Genomic DNA, 18,135 nt, shown 5'->3' with positions numbered 1-18,135 from the left:
GACATCATGAGCACGTTGCCCAATTGCCCGTCCTGCAGTTCCGAATATACCTATGAGGATGGTTCCCTGTATGTCTGCCCTGAATGTGCCCATGAATGGCCGAAGGACGGCGAAGCGGATACCTCATCCGATGAACGCGTCATCAAGGATGCCCATGGCAACGTTCTCCAGGATGGCGACTCCGTCACCGTCATCAAGGACCTGAAGATCAAGGGCTCCTCTTCCGTGGTCAAGGTCGGCACCAAGGTCAAGAATATCCGCCTGGTCGATGGCGACCATGACATCGATTGCAAGATCGACGGTATCGGCGCGATGAAGCTCAAGTCCGAGTTCGTCAAGAAGAGCTGAGCTCAGTAAGCCAGCACCAGCGTCGCCCCCCAGGCCACCAGCATCGAAGCGATGATCACCAAACTGATCGGCCGCCGCAGGCTGGTGTACCAGGCGGGCGCGAGGCCGTGCTTGACCGCCCAGATATCGGCAAAGTACAGCGTCGCGTAGGCGAAGAAGAACACCGGAATGGCGAAGTTGATCGGCAGGCTCAGGGCGAACCAGCCCAGCAGCGGTGGAATCACCGAGAGCCCCAACTGCATCGGCGCCCGGTCGCTCGCCTCGTCGGCGCGCATCGCCAACCCCCAGTGAATGGCCCCCATGAACGCCAGGATAACCGCTGCGAAGGCCAGCAACTCTTCCATTACCCACTCACGCCAGGCTTCCGGAGTCACCCACAGGCCGAGCGCGCCGGTGACGAACGGCACCAGGCCAGCGAAGGCAAGTCCAACCGCGAGCCCCGGTGGACGTGTGGCATTGAAAGGATGCATCAAGACTCCAGATTGCTTAGTGGTTGAACGAACCCGGCCACATTACAACCGGGATTCCTCGTCAGGCAAGCCTGTCAGGGTAATTGGCCGTGGCGGCTTGCTGCGAGGCAAGGCGCGCAGCAGCGCGCGCAATGCCAGGTCCAGTTGCCGCGAGCTACCCTCCCCAGCGCCTGGCGCCGTCGCATAGCTCAGGCGTACATACTCGTCGAAGAAGTCGCTGATTTCCGCCTGCTGTCCGGGCAGCGTCTGCATCAACCGCTGCTGCCAGGCCCGCGGACCTTCACCGGTAGCGGCTTGCAATTGCAGCCTCGCCAAGCGGCGATTGAGCTTCAGCCAGGCGCGACGCTGCCGGCTGACCGGCCGGCGTGCGGGGCGCAGTATCCACCAGGCCATCGGCAGCATGCACAGCAACAGCACCACCAGCGAGACCAGGCCGATCCGCTGCCAGTCGGCGGAGCCGAGCCAGCGACGGAAGAATTCGCTCTGCCGATCGCTCTGGTAGCCCAGCACCCGTAATTGCCATTGATAGTTGAGATCATCCCAGAACAGGCGTGCATTGTTCAGCCAACCGATGTTGCGATAGCGCACCGCTGCCAGCGGGGAACCTTCGAGAAAACTGCCTTCGCTCTGCAATGCCTCCTGCAGACCGCGCTCGATCCGTTCCGGCGCCACCTGGAAGGTCGGGTCGACCGAGACCCAGCCCTGCCCCGGCAACCAGGCCTCCACCCAGGCGTGGGCATCGAACTGATGCACCAGTACATAGTTGCCACGCGGATTGAGCTCGCCGCCCTGATAGCCGGCCACCACCCGTGCCGGGATGCCGGCGGCACGCAGCACGAAGGTCATGGCTCCGGCAAAGTGCGCGCAGAAACCGCGGCGGCTGTCGAACAGGAACTCGTCATTGCTATGCTGACCCAGCGGGGTCGGACGCAGCGTGTAATGGAAGGGTTCACGATTGAAGTGACGCAGCAGCGCTTGCAGCAGATCGGCATCGTCGGGGTGGCTCTGGCGCAGCTCTGCGGCAAAGTCCCGGCTGCGCGGATCGAAGCCTTCCGGCAGGTGCAGATTCAGCCTGCGCTGCTGTGTTTCCAGTTCCAGCGGTTCCAGCAGACTGGCTGGATAGGACATGGCTCGATAGGCCATGCCCTGGTTCAACGGCCTCCGCGCCTGCAGGATGAAGTCCCGGTTCAGCAACAGCCGCTCGTCGTCACTGCTGGCCCCGCGCAGGCTGAATACCCAGGGTTGATGACTGGCGGTGGCGATCACCTGGTAGCTGTACGACTCGCCCTGCGGCTCCCAATGACGGGGCATGCTGCCCGAGGCCAACGGCGACTGGCTCCAGGTACGGCCATCGAACCGGCTGAGAGTCATCGCCCGCCAGTACAGCTGCGACTGCACCGGCGGCGCTCCGTCGAAGGCAGCACGGAAGGCCAGCCCACCAGAGCGCGCCAGCTCCGCGACATCCGCCGGCGTCATGCTTTCCGCCAGCCCGGTACGCGCCTGTTGCCCTGGGGCATTGACCGCCCACAGCGGGCCCATGCGCGGAAACAGTACGAACAGCACAATCATCAGCGGAACCGCCTGCAACAGCAGTACGCCGGCCATGCGCATGGCCCGCGCCGGATCATTGCGCCCCGGTGTCTGCTGCAGGCCGACCAGCGCCGCCACCAACAACAGCAGCGAGAAGCACTGGAACAGCGCCAGCGGTATGCTCTGGTCGAACAGAAAGGCGGTGGCGACAATGAACAGTCCCAGATAGATGACCACCAGCGCATCGCGGGGCCTGCGCATCTCCAGCAGCTTGAGCATGAACAGCATCAGCAGCAGCATCACCGCCGCATCCAGCCCGATCAGCGTCCCCTGGGTCAGATACACGCCTAGCGTCACCGCCGCCAGAGCCAGCATGCGTACCACCAGCCCCGGATAGCGCCAGCGCATGCGCTGGATCTGTACTCGCCAGACCGCGCAACCCAGCCACAGGACCGCCACCCACAACGGCAGACGCGGCAGGTGCGGCATCAGGGCCACTACCTGGGCGGTAAGCAGCCAGACCAGACTGTTACGGGGGATCAGCGCGTGACTGCTCATCGGGCTACCCCATGCAGCGCCAGTGCGCGCAGGCAGGCGTCGCGATGGGTCTCGCCCAGCGCCGGGCCGATACGATTGCCCGGCAGCGCCAGCCCGTAGGGGCGGCGCCGCTGTTCCAGTTGCAACACCCAACCAGTCAGGCAGCTCAGTTGCTGTTCGAGGGATTGTCCCGGGGTCTGCTCCAGGGTCAACCATTGGCTGGTGTGCCGCGGCTCGGCAAACACCTTGCTGTGCAGGCCCTGGCCGCGGGACCAGGCGCGCCAGTCCAGACGCCTTTTCGAGTCGCCCGGCTGGTAGCTGCGCAGCCCCTGAAAGTCATCCACCCCCTCGGCCAGCAACTGGTCCCCTTCCCCAGCCCCCCCAGCCTGCAAGCCGGGTAACGGCAGATTCAGTGGTTTGGGGTACACCAGCACCTGCCAATCAAGATCCACCAGGCTCCAGGCGACGAACCAGCCCAGCGGGTAACGCGTCTCCACCCGCAGGCGTCCAGGTTTAAGCCAGCCGCGCCGCGTAGAGGGGTAATACAGTGACAATGACGTGCTGAGGCCGGGCTCGACATCCACCTGGCGCCGTGGGGTGGATGGCCAGAACAGCACGATGGCCTGATGCTCGCGACGTTCGGACAGCAGGGTCAGGTTCAGCGGCGCCTCCTCCCCGGCGAACACCGGCAGGCTGCCATTGGCCTGCAACTCCAGACCGGCGAGGTTGCGATAGGTATGGTGCAACCCGACCCAGAACAGGCTGCCGAGTAGAAAGACCACGGCATACACCAGACTGTTCTGATAATTGATGGCACCGATCAGCATGATCACCAGCAACAGTAGCAACCCCATCCCGGCGCGGGTCGGCATGATGAAGATGCGTCGGTGGTTCAGGCGTACCTGGCTGGCAGCCGGAATGCGTCTTTTCAGCCAGTGCTGGAACAGCACACTGGTCTGCCCCCCCAGACGACTGATCAAACCGCCGGCACCTCGTTCAACAGCCGCTGCGCCAGGCTACCACCGCCATGTCCTGCTGGATCATCACTGGCACGCAGACGATGGCCAACCACCGCCGGCAGCACTGCCTGCACATCCTCGGGTATCACGTAGCCGCGATTCTCCAGCAGCGCCCAGGCGCGTGCGGCTGCCAGCAACCCCAGACTGGCACGCGGCGACAGGCCCCAGGCGCACAGATGGCTTTCCCGGGTGCGGGTGACCAGCCGCAGGATATAGTCGATGATGGCCTCGCTGGCGGTAATCTTCGGCACCTGGGCCTGCAGCGCCTGTAGTTGCGCACGGCTCAGCACCGGCACCAGGCTGTCCAGGCGCGCGCGCCCGGTATCCCCCAGCAGCAGGGTCTTCTCCGCCGCCGGCGCCGGATAGCCCAGCGACAGACGCATCAGAAAGCGGTCCAGCTGGGATTCAGGCAGGGAAAAGGTACCGCCCTGTGAAGCCGGGTTCTGCGTGGCGATGACGAAGAACGGATCGGGGAGCGGCCGGGTGGCACCATCGACGGTGACTTGGCCCTCCTCCATCGCCTCCAGCAAGGCACTCTGGCTCTTGGGCGTAGCACGATTGATCTCATCGGCCAGCACCAGCTCGGCAAAGATCGGCCCGGGATGAAAGACAAAGGCGCCGGTGTTGCGGTCGAACACCGAGGTCCCGAGAATATCGCCGGGCAGCAGGTCACTGGTGAACTGAATCCGCTGGTAACTCAGGCCCATCACCCGCGCCAGCGCCTGGGACAGGGTGGTCTTGCCCATGCCCGGCAGGTCCTCAATCAGCAGGTGTCCCTTGGCCAGAATGCAGGCGACCGCCAGCTTGACCGCCTGCTGCTTGCCCAGCAGTACCTGGTTGATGGCGTCCGTTGCTTGCTTCAACACATCCCTCATGTTCACCTCTTGTCTGCCCGTTACCGCATCTTATGACCCAGCCGTCCCCCTGCAAACCCCGACGCAATGCGCTGTCACAAAGCCGGCGCCTCGTACCCGGCGTCGGCATTCTCCTGCTGCATCTGCCGCAACCGACTGATCATGTAACTCACATGCAGATGCAGGCTGTACAGCTCATGAGCATAGGACAGCGGCACATCCACCCGCGTCAGCTCGTCCTCCAGCGCCAGCAGCGCATCGATCTCGCGCCCCAGCACTTCATGGATGCCGCCGTTGTGAATCAACTTGTCCACCCGCCGCAGGTGCGCATACCAGCGATAGACCCGCGCACGCATGCGCCAGGCATACAGGGGGCCCATGCTCTTCACCAGGGGCAGCATGATGGCGATGAAGGGAATCAGCAGCACCACGTAACGATCGACGATGGAGGCGACCCAGAACGGCAGATAGCGCTGCAGGAAGGGCACGCCGCGCTCGTGGTAATACTCGGCCTCGCCGCTGAGTTCAAGCTCCATGGGTGTGGCCGCGGGAAAGCTGCCCGGCGGGTCCAACAGACTGCCCTGACGCAGGACATCGGTGGTCGCCTGCAGCACCAGCGAGGCCAGTGCCGGATGAAAAGCCTCGTTGATCACCAGGGTCGCCACCGGTGACAGCAGTTCGGTGCGCTCGGCTGGAATGTTGCGTTGCAGGTCGAACAGCCCTTCAGCGACACTCAGCTTTTCCAGAAACGGCAACCTGGCCGCCAGCGCCTCGGTCTGGCCGAGGTTCACCAGCTCCAGGTCCGGGTCGGCCAGCAACTGACGAACCATGGCATTGTCCACCGGCAGTACGAAGAATGCCGCATCCAGCTCACCAGCATGCAGTGCCCTGGCCGAGGCGCTGTCCGGCAGTTGTCGCCAGTTGCCGTTGGCCAGCTCGTCCTCACCGGCCTGCCCGTCCAATTGATTGAACACACTGCGCACCACCGCCCAGGTGCCGCTGCCGGCACTGCCCACCGAAATCTGCCGACCGCGCAGGTCGCTGAGTCGGGCAATACCCGCATCACGCTTCTGGAACAGCCACAGTGGTTCATGGTAGATGGCCCCGAGGGACTCCAGCCCCGCCAGCCGCTGCGGCTCGATGAGACTGGTGGTACCACTCTGGATCAACCCCAGCTGCACCGCACCACTGCCATCGCTCAGGCGTTCCAGGTTATCCACCGAGCCACTGCTGGTACGCAGTTCCAGGGTCAGCCCTTCCTCGGCCAGACGCTGCTTCAACGCCAGCCCGAAATGATGGTAGCCGCCACTCTCACCGCCGGTGGTCATGACCAGGGTGCGTGGCGGTGCCGGATCGAGAAAACGGAACAGTGCCCAGGCCAGCAACAGCGCCAGCGGCACGATCCAGAAGTTGGTGCGAACGAACAGCGCCGCCTGTTTAACCACATGCATGCATCTATCTCCCTGTCATCGTTCAGATTAGTCTAAACGGCTCGGCACGGCGGGACCATGCCGGTCAAATAGCGGAGGGATCTTGCAAGAAGATTACATTCTGGTACTGTCTACCTATGCCGGTGTCCTGTCGGCTTCCTTACATGTATTTCCCAATTACCGTTTTTTTGATTTTTTTAATTGTTTCGACAAGGAGTAATGCTGTTCGCCATGAGCAAATCACCTTCAATCGTGCTCACCCGTCTGGATGTCCAACGCCTGGATGAGGTGTTGAATACCCTGGACGGGCCGATCGACCTGCTGGAAGCACTCGAGAATGAGATGCTGCGCGCCAAGGTCGTGAGTCACAAGCGCGTGGATCCGGATGTCGTCACCATGAACTCCAAGGTGCGCTTCGTGGATGAGACCAGTGGCCGTGAGTTGGTACTGACCCTGGTCTATCCCAACAACGCCGGCAAGGAAGGCACCATTTCGGTGCTGGCCCCGGTGGGCATTGCCCTGCTCGGTCTGAAAAAAGGTCAGAGCATCGACTGGACCGGCCCCAATGGTCGCCCCCTGAAGCTCAAGATCATCGACATCGAGTACCAGCCGGAAGCCAGCGGCGACTTCCATCTGTAAAACCCGGCGCCCCGCCGGGTCTTATCCTTCCCCATAGCACCTCAAGTTCCCAGTGTATCTGCGGTATCCGCGGACGCGTCGTGGCCGAGCTCAAGCTCGGCACGATCGGTCCAGCTTTCTCCAAGTTCTGCTTTAACAGATACACCCAACTCCTTGAAATCATTGACCTGCTTTACCAGATTCCCGCGCCCGCTGACCAGTTGGGCACAGGCTTTGTGATAAGCCTCGCTGGCCTTATCGAGACTACTGCCGATACTTTCCATGCTGCCTAGGAAGGTACGCAGCTTGTCATGCACCCGTGCCGCCCGCTCGGCCAGTTCGGCGGTGTGCCGGTTCTGGTCTTCGAAGCGCCACAGCTGGCGCACGATATTGAGGCTGGTCAGTAGCGTGGTCGGTGTGGCCACCAGCACGTTCTGCTCAATGGCCTTCTGGAACAGAGTTTCATCGGCCTTGAGCGCCTCGACGAAGGCCGACTCGATAGGCACGAACATGAACACCATCTCGGGTGCATTCAGCCCCGGTAGCTCGAAGTAGTTGCGCTCGGAGAGTTCACGGATGCGTTGTCCGAACGCCTGCACGTGCTCGGCCAGGGCCAGTTGACGCTCGCTGTCATCCTCGCTGTTGATGTAGCGGGTATAGGCATTCAGCGAGACCTTGGCGTCGATGATCAGATGCTTGTCCTGGGGCAGGTAGACCAGCGCGTCGGGACGCTGGCGCTGGCCTTCGACACTGGTCATGCTGACTTCGCGACGGAAGTCGATGCCGGCCCGCAGTCCGGAACGTTCCAGCACGTTCTCCAATATCAGTTCGCCCCAGTTGCCCTGGGTCTTCTTCTGGCCGCGCAGAGCCGTGCTGAGGTCGTGGGCCTCCTGGGTGATCTGCTGGTTCAGTTGCTTGAGCTGCAGCAGTTCCTGGGCCAGTGCCGCCTGTTGCTGGGTATCCTTGTGATGGATGTCTTCGACCTTGCTGCGGAACTGCTCGATCTGTTCCCGGAACGGCTTGAGCAGCGCATCCAGGGATTGCTGGCTGGTCTGGGTGAAGGTCTGCCCCTTGGCCTCGAAGATGCGCCCGGCCAGTTGCTCGAACTCCAGCTTCAGCTGCTCGCGGCTGTCCTTGAGCAGTTGCTGCTGTTCATCGAAATGCTGCTGGCGCTGCTCCAGGGTGGCCTGCACCGTGGAGTGTTCCACCCGCAGCTGCTCATGCGTCTGCTGCAGCTGTTGCAGGCGCTGCTCCAGGGTCTGGCGCTCGGCCTGCAGTTGTTCGCGCTGGCGCAGTTGCTCCTGCGCCAGCGTCTGGAAGCGTTCGGCCCGGCGCTGCCATTCATGGCACTGGCGTTCGCTGTCGGTCAGCCGCGCAGTCAGGCTATCGCATTCCGTGCCGGCGCGCTCCAGTGCCTGTTGCAGGTGCTCGATACGGGTTTCCATACTGAGCTGGCCGGCCAGTTGCTCGTGCGCCTGCAACTGCTGGCGCTGACTCTCCGCAGTCAGCTCGTCGAGCCTGGTTCTCAGCGCCGCTTCCCGGCGCAGCAATATCCAGCCGCTGAGCATCCAGCCTCCCAACAGGGCCAGGCTGAGCAGGGGTAACAGCAAGCGTGCTTCAATCAAGGGCATGGGCATCTCCTTCGGGCTGCCGGTATTATCCCCGCGTCGGGGGCAATATGTAACCGTTGGTCCGAATATGCCAGTCAGGCCCGGCAGACCACCCAATAGAGGGGCAAAGACATTGCACCTTGCGATCTTTCTGCTAGGTTACAAAGCATTACAGGCAGTTCATTGAGCAAGGGAATCTGATGCTGGATGTGGCTAATATCCCCCCTCGTCGTCTGTTACTGGTCGACCCCTGTGACGAATGCAGTGTCTTGCGCGCCCAGTTGAGCGCTGCCGGCTGGGAGGTCCAGAGCGCCGAGCTGGACGACGTTGGCCAGCCCGCCTGTGACCTGGGCATGCTCCGACTGCGCCCGGCGCACCTCGCCAATCTGAAGAAGGTCAAGGCACTGATCAACCTGACCGGTATCCAGTGGGTGGTGGCGGTACCCCAGGAGTTACTGGGCCAGCCCGGCGTGGATCAGTTCATCGCCGAGTGGTTTCTCGATTATCACACCCTGCCCTTCGACCACAGCCGGACCCATATCGCGCTTGGCCGTGCCTGCGGCATGGCCCATCTGCGCCGCCGACAGCAGCAACGGAACGGGACGGAGGATGAGTTCCTGTTCGGTGACAGCGACCAGGCCAAGACCCTGCGCAAGCTGATAGCGCGGATTGCGCCAACCGATTCGCCGGTGATGATCCGTGGCGAAAGCGGTTCAGGCAAGGAACTGATCGCCCGCGCCCTGCATGCCCACTCCCGACGCAAGCAGGAGCCCTTCGTCGCGGTCAATTGCGGTGCGATCCCTGAGCAGTTGATCCAGTCCGAGCTGTTCGGTCATGAAAAAGGCGCTTTTACCGGCGCCCATCAACGCAAGATCGGCCGGATCGAGTCTGCCGATGGTGGCACCCTGTTCCTGGACGAGATCGGTGACTTGCCGCTGGAGTTGCAGGCCAACCTGCTGCGTTTTCTGCAGGAGATGCAGATCGAGCGGGTCGGCGGCAACAGCACCATCACCGTGGATGTGCGGGTACTGGCCGCCACCCATGTCGATCTGGAAGCGGCCATCCGCGAAGGCCGCTTCCGGGAAGACCTGTATTACCGGCTCAATGTGCTGGAAGTACGCACCACCCCGCTGCGCCAGCGCCAGGCCGATATCTTCCCCATGGCCATGCACTTCGCCCAGCTGTACATGGCCGAGATCGGTCGCCGGCCACGCAGTTTCAGCACCGAAGCGATCAGCGCCATGCTGCGCCACAGCTGGCCCGGCAATGCCCGGGAGCTGGCCAACCGGGTGCGCCGGGGCATGGTACTGGCCGATGGCCGGGAGATCGAGGCGGCGGACCTCGGGCTGGCATCCTCGATATCGTCGGAGCGGCCCGCCATCGAGAGCCTGGAGACCTGGGTGTCGCGCGCCGAACGCCAGGCGCTGCATGCCGCGCTCAATCACTTCCCCAACAACATGCGCCAGGCCGCGGAGAAACTGAAGATCTCCCGCCCGACGTTGTACCGCCTGCTGCGCAAGCACCAGATCCGCTGATGCCTAGAAGTAATACGGAAATTTCAGGCTGACGCTGAAGTCCGGTGCATCGGGAGTCAGGCCTATCGACAGGTTGGGCACCACCGTCAGGCGGTCGCTGGCGGCCAGGGTCATGCCAATATTGAAGTACGCCGCATTGGCGTCGCTGCCGTTGACCGTTTGCCAGTTGCCCTCCCGGTACTTGATGCGACTGCTGCGGCTGATCAGCTCGGAAAAGGACATCGACATGCTCATGCGCTCGTTGAGGGCAAAAGCCATACCCAGGCCGAACTGGAAGTAGTCACCCAGATCCACCCGTCCCGGTACTGCCACGCCCTGCTGGGAACTGATGTCGCCGAAATTTCTCGCGAAATTGTGGGTATAGGCGATATTGCCGAACAGCACCGCCGGGTCCACGGTCTTGACCAGTGACAGCCCGGCGGTCGTCGCCCAGACACCGTTGCCAGTCGGCAGCGAGTCGGGCACCGTCAGGTTATCGTTGCCGGGTACCTGATGCAGCTTGATGCCGTAGGGGTGATTGCCGGTGGGCGCCTTGACCCGCAGGCTGACCACCGCATCGGGGCGTGAGGGTCCCTCGTCGAGAAACTTGTAGGCCACACCGACGCTGATATCACCCAGCTCCGGATCACCCTTGACCGTGGCCTCGCTGTAGGAGTTGCTGGCTCCCCCGGCGCCGGCGGACTGGTAAGTGGTCTCACGATAGATATAGGGCACGTTGATATCGAACTGCCAACGCTGACGCCAGTTGTAGCGTGCCGTCAGGTCGAAGGTGAAGGTATCGGCATTGATCTCGTCGACGCCGAGGTTGCCGAGAAAGATCGCGTCCAAAGCCAGAAAGCCATTGAGGAACAGTTGCCGCGTGTCGTAATGACTGTAGGTGAAGCCCGGTTCGAGACTGAAACGGCCGCCGCCGAAGAAACCACTGGCTTCCTGGTACAGGGCTTCCACACTGGGGGCCTGCTCCGAACCGTCACGCAGCGACTGGCCGTATCCACCGCCGGCACTGCTGGCGCTGGCCACCTGGGTAGCTGCAGGTTGCTGCCTGGCTGGTGCGGCGCTGCTGGGCCCCTCCAGCTGCCGCAGCCGCTGCTCCAGGATCATCAATGCATTCTGCTGCGCCTCATAGCGCTGTCGGAGTGCTTCGATCTCCTGACGCAATATCTGCTCTTCGCTGCTCTGGGCCAGGGCCTGCCCACTGAGGGCCAGCAGCAGTAATGCACAACCCGCTGATCTGCGCATGGTGCTCTTCCTTGTATAGCTCATTGTTATCGTGCCCGGCTGGACCTGCTCAGTAGCCGACGGGACGCAGTGCGCGCAACTGCTCCAGCGTACAGTTGGCGAACCCCTGCCCCAGTGGCATCTCCCGCAATGCCACGTTCAGAGTGGCAAGGTTACGCACGGTGTTCATGTCGCCGGTGAAATTCGCCTGTTGCACTATCTTGCCGGCGCCGATCTGCTGCAGGGCCGCGCCCTGCGTGCCGGCATCGATCCGGATGCTCAATCCGCCACCCTGTGTGCTGACCAGCAGGTTACCGGCAGCTCCCGCAAAATCGGCTGTTCCCTCCCAGGGGCTCGCCCCTGGTGTCGAGGCCAGACCTTCACCGCCATGGGAAATGACAATCTCCAGATTGTTGAGCCCGTCGTTGAAGTCACCGGCGCTGCGTACGCTTTGCGAGATGCCGCGCACCTCGGTCAACCCAGCGCCACCGATGACCTGGCCGGCGCCCGGACGCTGCACCGAGCCATCGCCAGCATCATTGATCATGGAAGACAGGTCGGTCACATGCAGACTGGGCTGGGCCTGTCCATCGACCTGGAAACTGACACCCGCACCTATGCTCTGCCCGGCGCTGTTTTCCCAGATGCTGCTCATGGTCACGCCAAAATGAATGATCCGCCCCGGCAGCACATAACGGCCGCGCAATTGGGCCAGCTCGGTATCGCTCAGCTCGGCGGCGCGAAACAGGCTGCCGGCACTGGTGGGAAGGCTGAAAGCAACCAGACATATCATCAGCCATGCCTGAGTCCGTTGACGTTTCATACTGTCCTCCCGCTGTGGTATTCAGAAAAAATCACTCTGCAGAAAGCCGAACTCCATCAGGTCCGCATCCTTGACCGGACTGAACCGGTCAAGGCGATGGCTGGCGGTCAATGGTTCCGGCGGCGTCAGCAAGGCGTTCTCCCGGTTGTAGCCAGGGCCTATCAGGGCGAACACGATGCCGTTCCAGCCCTGCGCGAACTCCTCCAGTGTCAGCTTCTTGTGCCCAAGTACCGGATCACCGATATACACCCAGCCTTCGTTGCTGACCTGCATCACCACGAAGTGCTTGTAACCGCGCACATCCAGCAGCACGATGGAGGGCACCTTCACCTCTGCCAGCTGCGTGGGCTGCAACCGGTACCCACGGGCCCGCAACCCCAGGCTTTCCGCGTAGCGCTTCATGTCCAGCATGGAGAAGCCCATACTGTGGACCTGCTGTACATCCGCCCCGGCGAGCATGCCCTGAATCACATCCTCTTCGCTGAAACGCCAGCCGTAGGCTTCATTCAACAAGGTGGCCATGGCCGCAGCGCCGCAACTGAAATCCGTTCTCTGCTGTACCAGGTTGACGAACCTCCGTTCACGCATGCTCTCCACCGGCTTGAACACCAGCCCGCCACCGGGCATGACCGCGAAGGGCTTCGGCGCCGCCAGAGCGGGGCCGGAGCCCAGCGGCAATAGCACAACACTCAGTGACAGACCCAGCAATAGATGTTTCATGCAACGGTCCCTGTATTCGAGAAGACCCCGGGGCAAGCCCCGGGCTCCAAGGGTCGCTTACGGACAGGCGTAGCAGCCGGCAGCGATGGACAGCGAATTGCTCTGCTGATGATTGCCACCCGCAGCGATGTTCACACCCGCCGCTCCGGAGAGGCCGTTGAGCGAGTTGGTCAGACCCGCGTTGTTTTCCACATCCAGGTTCTGGGTGGGGTGGCCCGGAAAGCCCGGGAAGCCGGGATACCCGCCGTAGCCGGAAGCAACCAGGTTGAGCGCCGAATCACCCGCCTCCACGCCGTTATAGGTAGTACCGCCCACAGCCGTCTGCAACACTTCAACCGAGGCATCGGCATTCTGAGCCTTGGACGCCGAGGCGATGGTCACGTCGTTCTTCTGCTGGTTGAACGCACCGGCAGCAACGTTCAGCCCCAGGTTGCCGGAGAAGTTGTTGGCGGAGTTGTGGACCGTCGCGTTGTTCTGCACATCGAGGTTGGACAGAACATTGCCACTATTGAACTGACCCACGCCAATGCTGGCGCTGGCGCTATGCCCGAAGACGAAACTGGCGTCGGCATCCGCGGTGGAGATAGCCACGGCGTTGGCCTGCTGGTTGGTATCGCCTGCGGACACGTTCACCGCAGCGTTACCGCTGGAATTCTGGAGGGCGTTATCCAGATAGGCATTGTTCTCGGTGCCCTGGTTGTCGACAGAGTTGTACATATTGATCTGCACATCGGTGATCGAAGCGCTCGAACTGGACGGGCTCACTGCCGGTGGCGGCGCTGGCGGAAAGCCTGCGGCCAGGGCTCCCAGGGAAAAGGATGCAGCAACGACAACGGCAATAGAGGTGAGTGTATGTTTCGTTTTCATGATCTATTCCTTGTGTGGCGTTTTGGTTGTCAGTACGGGTACTACTCCACGATCCGGATGCCGAGGTTGTTGACCATACGGTTGCCAACCCCGGCACCCTGATTCAGCTGGACCACGCCGCGGCTGTCGGAGAAGGCCTGGTCATCGATCTCGACCAGGCGCTCCCCTGCCCCGTGTGATCCTGCAGCTGAGCTGAACGACACCGGCGCGGCGCTTTGCGCCAGGCTGCTGTCATCGAGGCTTTCAGGGTGCACACCGGCACCCAGGCGAAAGCCGTTTATCTGTTGATTAGCCACCCCGGCGGCCTGGTTGACACCCAGCACACCGCTGCCATCACTGAAGGCGCTGCCGCGAATATGGGCCTGCAGATCGGCACTGGTAGTATCGGGCGAAAGCCCCTGGAGGTGCTGCTGCACAGTCACACTTGGCATCGAACCAGGGGCAATGGCCCTGGCATTGGCCTGCTGCTGCAGCTCCCCCGCAGCCTGATTGATCATCAGCGTGCCGTTGTAACCGGCCCCGCTGCTATCAATGGTTGCTGTGTGGTCGCTGGCTGTGGCAACGGCGGTCAGCAGCATGGTCAAGCCGGCAAGCAGTCGGTGGGTTCTCATGTCATTGCCCCTGCAAGGTTTGCAATGGACGCAGTCCCTGCTGCACGCTGCGGCTGACCTGGCCGCCCGCGCGGCCGGCAGTGCCGGCACCCCGCCCGACCGGATTCATGCCAGCGACGCTGCTGCGGCCCTGGCTGGCGACCGCGCCGGCACCGGGGGGATGACCGTCGCCTTGATGGGAAAGGGGCACTCCATTGCCCATACGGCTACCGGCATGGACGCCGGCAAAATCGCTGTCGGACATTTCCAGCGGTGCCAGGCCACTGCTCAGGGAGCTGTTGATCAGTTTCTCGCGGCTTGGATTGACCACCTGGGGGTTGGGGTCGGGTACCAGTTCCTGGCGCGCTGCGGCTCTGGGCTGTACCTGTCGGGAGATGGTGATATCTCCCCCGGCGGCCTGTGCCGGCAGTTGGGTAGCGACACAGACCGTCAGGCCGGCCAGGCAGACCAGCATCTGCATGATCAATGAAGAGAAATGGGAGCTCACTAGCGTATCCATGTCCGACTGCTCCGGCCGCAGGTTCTGATTGTTGTTACATCAGTTCAGAGCAAGGCCTGTGCCGGGTCCTTGATAGCCAGTACATTCAATGGGTTACATGGATTCTTCAGCACCGCCATAAGAAGAGTGTTTCAGTTTTGAGACACATGCTTCTGACTGGGAATAGCGAAACCCACGTGCAGCGAGGCACCAGGGCGAATCGGTTGGTTCCAGACGATTCTCAGAATTGAGACAAGGCGGCGACCAGCCCGGCTTTACTGGTCTGTAGCGCAGGGAGATGTCTCAGTTATGAGCCGGAGAGAGAAAAGAGAGCCAAACAAGAGCCAAGGATGAAAAATTCGGAATGGTGAAGCTGCACCGGGTAGCGCCGATGCAGCTGGAGGCGTCCTGTCAGCCGCACTTGCTGTCGCCGCAGGCCAGACAGGTCAGGCAGCCATCCATCTGGACCGCCGCCTTGGTATGGCACTTACCGCACATCTGCGCGCCCGAGGGATAGGTTTCGGTGCTGTCATCACAATCGGATGCGGCCTGGCTGGGCACTGTCAGACTGTTGAATTCGGCACGCTTCTGTTCCAGATAGGCACGCTGATGCTCATCCATTTCATCCTTGATCAGGCCGATATGCTTGAGATGGCGCTCCAGCACGTCACCGATTTCCGCCACCAGCGACGGCATCCAGCGACCGCCACGCTTCATGTAGCCACCCTTGGGATCGAATACGCTATTGAGCTCTTCCACCAGGAAGGTACAGTCACCGCCCTTGCGAAAGACTGCGGAAATGATCAGCGTCAGCGCTGAAATCCACTGGTAATGCTCCATGTTCTTCGAGTTGATGAAGATTTCGAAGGGCCGGCGGATCTCGTGGTCACTGCCAGGGTTGAGCACCACGTCATTGATGGTGACGTAGATCGCATGCTCGGACGTTGGCGTCTTGATCTTGTAGGTCGAGCCTTCCAGATGCTCCGGGCGCTTGAGCTTTTCATGCATTTCCACATAGGTGGGCACCGGCGCCTCCGGCACCTTGGCCGGCTCATCCGGCTTGACTACCGCATAGTCGACGATCTTGCTGTCTATCTTGATTGCCATATTCCATCATCCTCGCCCCGCCTACGCCGGGGCCGTGTCATTGCTGATTCAGCCAGTGAGTGCTCAGAACTTGCCGTAGTAGCCTTCCTTGAGCGCATCGTACAGGTTGGCCGCGGTATGCATCTCGCCGTCATATTCGATCTCATCGCCCCCCTTGGCCTCGATGACGCTGCCGTCGGCAAGCTTGAAGCGGTAGGTGGTATTGGCCAGATCCTGCTCCTTCACCAGCACGCCCTGGAACGCCTCGGGATTGAAGCGGAAGGTGGTGCAGCCCTTCAGCCCCTTGTGATAGGCATACAGATAGATGTCCTTGAAATCCTCATAGGGATAGTCGGTCGGCACGTTGGCAGTCTTGGAGATCGACGAGTCGATCCACTTCTGCGCCGCCGCCTGTACATCCACGTGCTGGGTCGGCGTCACGTCGTCGGCAGCGATGAAATAGTCCGGTAGGGTGCGCGAGGCCGCCTCCATATCGGGCAACGCCTGCGGGTCGATGAACTCGCGGTAGGCAAGCAGTTCGAAGCTGAACACATCGACCTTTTCCTTGGATTTCTTGCCTTCGCGGATCACGTTGCGGAAGTAATGATGGGCAAAGCTCGGCTCGATGCCATTGGAGGCATTATTGGCCAGCGACAGGGAGATGGTGCCGGTCGGCGCGATCGAGCTGTGGTGGGTGAAGCGCGCCCCCTTCTCGGCCAGCGCTTCGACCAGTTGCGGGTCTTCAGCGGCAACCTGCTGCATGTAGCGGCTGTACCTGGCCCAGAGCACCTTGCCCTTGACCTTCTGGCCGACCTGGAAGCCGTCTTCACGCATCTCCGGCCGTTTGGCCAGCATCGCACCGGTGACGGTGAACTCTTCCTCCATGAGCGGGGCCGGGCCCTTTTCCTCGCTCAGTTCGAGACCGGTACGCCAGCCCTGCAGCGCCATTTCCCGGGATACCCGCTCGGTAAACTCCAGGGACTGGGCGTCCCCGTACTTCATGCGCAGCATGGTCATGGTCGAACCCAGACCGAGAAAGCCCATGCCATGGCGACGCTTGCGGAAGATTTCATTGCGCTGCTGCTCCAGCGGCAGACCGTTGATCTCGACCACGTTGTCGAGCATGCGGGTGAAGATGTCCACCACCTGGCGGTACTCGTCCCAGTCGAAACGGGCCTTGTCGGTAAACGGGTCACGCACGAACAGGGTCAGGTTGATCGAGCCCAGCAGACAGGCGCCATAGGGCGGCAAGGGCTGTTCACCGCAGGGGTTGGTGGCGCGGATTTCCTCGCAGAACCAGTTGTTGTTCATCTGGTTGACCCGGTCGATGAGGATGAACCCCGGCTCGGCGAAGTCATAGGTGGAGGTCATGATCATGTCCCAGATGCGCCGCGCCTTCATGGTGCGGAATATGCGGCAGGCGACCAGGCCATCCTCGCGGGTGACATAACCTTCGTTGCTCGGCCACTCGCGCCAGGTCACCTGCCCGGCATCGTTGACATCGACGTTGTCCGCCTCGGCCTCGGCTTCACTCAGCGGAAACGCCAGCTTCCATTCACTGTCGGACTCAACCGCAGCCATGAACTCTTCGGTGATCAGCAGCGACAGGTTGAACTGGCGCAGGCGTCCGCCCTCACGCTTGGCGCGGATGAAATCCGTAACATCCGGATGACCGACATCGAAGGTCGCCATCTGCGCACCACGCCGACCACCGGCGGAAGACACGGTGAAGCACATCTTGTCGTAGATATCCATGAACGACAGCGGGCCGGAGGTATAGGCGCCGGCGCCGGAGACGTAGGCGCCGCGGGGACGCAGCGTGGAAAATTCGTAACCGATGCCGCAACCGGCCTTGAGCGTCAGCCCGGCCTCGTGCAGCTTGGCCAGGATGTCATCCATGGAGTCACCGATGGTGGCCGATACGGTGCAGTTGATGGTCGAGGTGGCCGGCTTATGCTCCAGCGCGCCAGCATTGGAGGTGATACGACCGGCGGGAATGGCGCCATGGCGCAGGGCCCAGAGAAAGCGTTCGTACCAGGTGTCACGCAGCTCCGGGGCTTCGACCTGCGCCAGCGCGCGGGCAACACGCTGGTAGGTTTCATCAACGGTCTGGTCGATGGCCGTGCCGTCCTTGGTCTTGAGTCGATACTTGGTATCCCAGATATCTTCCGAGGCAGGCTGCATGGGAATGTTGGTGACCACATTATGCAAACGCTGCACTTTGGCTGCTTGACTCATCATCTTCTCCTGAAAGCGTGCTTCCCCGGAGTTGCCGATGGTAAAGCCCATCTACCCCAAGCAGGAATCACTACCTGTTGTGCGTGAGAAGGATGCTATGCCCATATATGGTAAATATCAACCGCGCAGACTGTATTGTTTTG

17 protein-coding genes are annotated in these 18,135 nt (G+C 61.9%); 3 read left to right on the top strand and 14 right to left on the bottom strand.

Translation table 11 applies throughout. From position 1 onward, the window contains the following. Positions 1–6 precede the first annotated feature (6 nt). Entirely contained in the window at positions 7–348 is a 342-nt protein-coding gene (locus CQ007_RS08850) for a zinc ribbon domain-containing protein YjdM (protein ID WP_105645300.1), read from the top strand. 2 nt (positions 349–350) lie between these two features. Here CQ007_RS08850 and CQ007_RS08845 read toward each other — a convergent pair whose 3' ends face one another. The 5 genes from CQ007_RS08845 to CQ007_RS08825 form a co-directional block, all read right to left on the bottom strand. Then, positions 351–818, bottom strand: a complete 468-nt coding sequence (locus CQ007_RS08845; protein ID WP_105645192.1) for a DUF3429 domain-containing protein — start codon at positions 816–818, stop codon at positions 351–353. A gap of 42 nt (positions 819–860) precedes the next feature. Then, positions 861–2,906: a DUF3488 and transglutaminase-like domain-containing protein gene (locus CQ007_RS08840; RefSeq protein WP_105645190.1), complete on the bottom strand. Its 2,046-nt coding sequence runs from the start codon at positions 2,904–2,906 to the stop codon at positions 861–863. After that, a complete protein-coding gene (locus CQ007_RS08835) occupies positions 2,903–3,865 on the bottom strand; it encodes a DUF58 domain-containing protein (RefSeq protein WP_256582242.1) in 963 nt (320 codons plus the stop codon). The genes CQ007_RS08840 and CQ007_RS08835 overlap by 4 nt, the downstream gene beginning before the upstream one ends. Beyond that, positions 3,862–4,779, bottom strand: coding sequence for a MoxR family ATPase (locus CQ007_RS08830; RefSeq protein ID WP_105645188.1), 918 nt, complete (start codon positions 4,777–4,779; stop codon positions 3,862–3,864). The genes CQ007_RS08835 and CQ007_RS08830 overlap by 4 nt, the downstream gene beginning before the upstream one ends. A 74-nt stretch (positions 4,780–4,853) precedes the next feature. Further along, positions 4,854–6,209 (bottom strand): TAXI family TRAP transporter solute-binding subunit, encoded by a 1,356-nt coding sequence (locus CQ007_RS08825; RefSeq protein WP_105645186.1) that lies wholly within the window; start codon positions 6,207–6,209, stop codon positions 4,854–4,856. 210 nt (positions 6,210–6,419) lie between these two features. Between CQ007_RS08825 and rnk the strand changes: the two genes are divergently transcribed. After that, positions 6,420–6,827 carry a nucleoside diphosphate kinase regulator gene (rnk, locus tag CQ007_RS08820; protein ID WP_105645296.1) on the top strand — a complete coding sequence of 136 codons (408 nt, stop codon included), beginning with the start codon at positions 6,420–6,422 and terminating at the stop codon, positions 6,825–6,827. 41 nt (positions 6,828–6,868) lie between these two features. Here the strand turns inward: rnk and rmuC are convergent, their stop codons facing one another. Continuing rightward, positions 6,869–8,437 (bottom strand): DNA recombination protein RmuC, encoded by a 1,569-nt coding sequence (gene rmuC / locus CQ007_RS08815; protein WP_105645184.1) that lies wholly within the window; start codon positions 8,435–8,437, stop codon positions 6,869–6,871. 179 nt (positions 8,438–8,616) lie between these two features. Here rmuC and CQ007_RS08810 point away from each other — a divergent pair, with 179 nt between their 5' ends. Beyond that, on the top strand, positions 8,617–9,951 hold the full coding sequence (locus CQ007_RS08810; RefSeq protein WP_105645182.1) for a sigma-54 dependent transcriptional regulator: 1,335 nt from the start codon (positions 8,617–8,619) through the stop codon (positions 9,949–9,951). Between the two features lie 3 nt (positions 9,952–9,954). Here the strand turns inward: CQ007_RS08810 and CQ007_RS08805 are convergent, their stop codons facing one another. From CQ007_RS08805 to CQ007_RS08770, 8 genes are all read right to left on the bottom strand, one after another. Next, a complete protein-coding gene (locus CQ007_RS08805) occupies positions 9,955–11,190 on the bottom strand; it encodes a hypothetical protein (protein ID WP_256582241.1) in 1,236 nt (411 codons plus the stop codon). A gap of 49 nt (positions 11,191–11,239) precedes the next feature. After that, positions 11,240–11,992 carry a hypothetical protein gene (locus CQ007_RS08800; RefSeq protein ID WP_146114555.1) on the bottom strand — a complete coding sequence of 251 codons (753 nt, stop codon included), beginning with the start codon at positions 11,990–11,992 and terminating at the stop codon, positions 11,240–11,242. A 21-nt stretch (positions 11,993–12,013) separates the two neighbouring features. Then, on the bottom strand, positions 12,014–12,712 hold the full coding sequence (locus CQ007_RS08795) for a C39 family peptidase (RefSeq protein ID WP_105645178.1): 699 nt from the start codon (positions 12,710–12,712) through the stop codon (positions 12,014–12,016). A gap of 57 nt (positions 12,713–12,769) precedes the next feature. Beyond that, entirely contained in the window at positions 12,770–13,579 is an 810-nt protein-coding gene (locus tag CQ007_RS08790; protein ID WP_105645176.1) for a hypothetical protein, read from the bottom strand. 41 nt (positions 13,580–13,620) lie between these two features. Next, positions 13,621–14,190, bottom strand: a complete 570-nt coding sequence (locus tag CQ007_RS08785; RefSeq protein ID WP_105645174.1) for an adhesin — start codon at positions 14,188–14,190, stop codon at positions 13,621–13,623. 1 nt (position 14,191) lies between these two features. Next, entirely contained in the window at positions 14,192–14,689 is a 498-nt protein-coding gene (locus CQ007_RS08780; protein WP_146114554.1) for a hypothetical protein, read from the bottom strand. 390 nt (positions 14,690–15,079) lie between these two features. Further along, positions 15,080–15,775, bottom strand: a complete 696-nt coding sequence (locus CQ007_RS08775; protein WP_105645171.1) for an NrdJb — start codon at positions 15,773–15,775, stop codon at positions 15,080–15,082. A gap of 63 nt (positions 15,776–15,838) precedes the next feature. Further along, positions 15,839–17,992 carry an adenosylcobalamin-dependent ribonucleoside-diphosphate reductase gene (locus tag CQ007_RS08770; RefSeq protein ID WP_105645292.1) on the bottom strand — a complete coding sequence of 718 codons (2,154 nt, stop codon included), beginning with the start codon at positions 17,990–17,992 and terminating at the stop codon, positions 15,839–15,841. Between the last annotated feature and the right edge of the window lie 143 nt (positions 17,993–18,135).

This window comes from Pseudomonas sp. MYb185, assembly GCF_002979975.1.
Classification (GTDB): domain Bacteria; phylum Pseudomonadota; class Gammaproteobacteria; order Pseudomonadales; family Pseudomonadaceae; genus Halopseudomonas.
The sequence above is the reverse complement of the archived record's forward strand: the minus strand, read 5'-3'. Positions and strand labels throughout refer to the sequence as shown.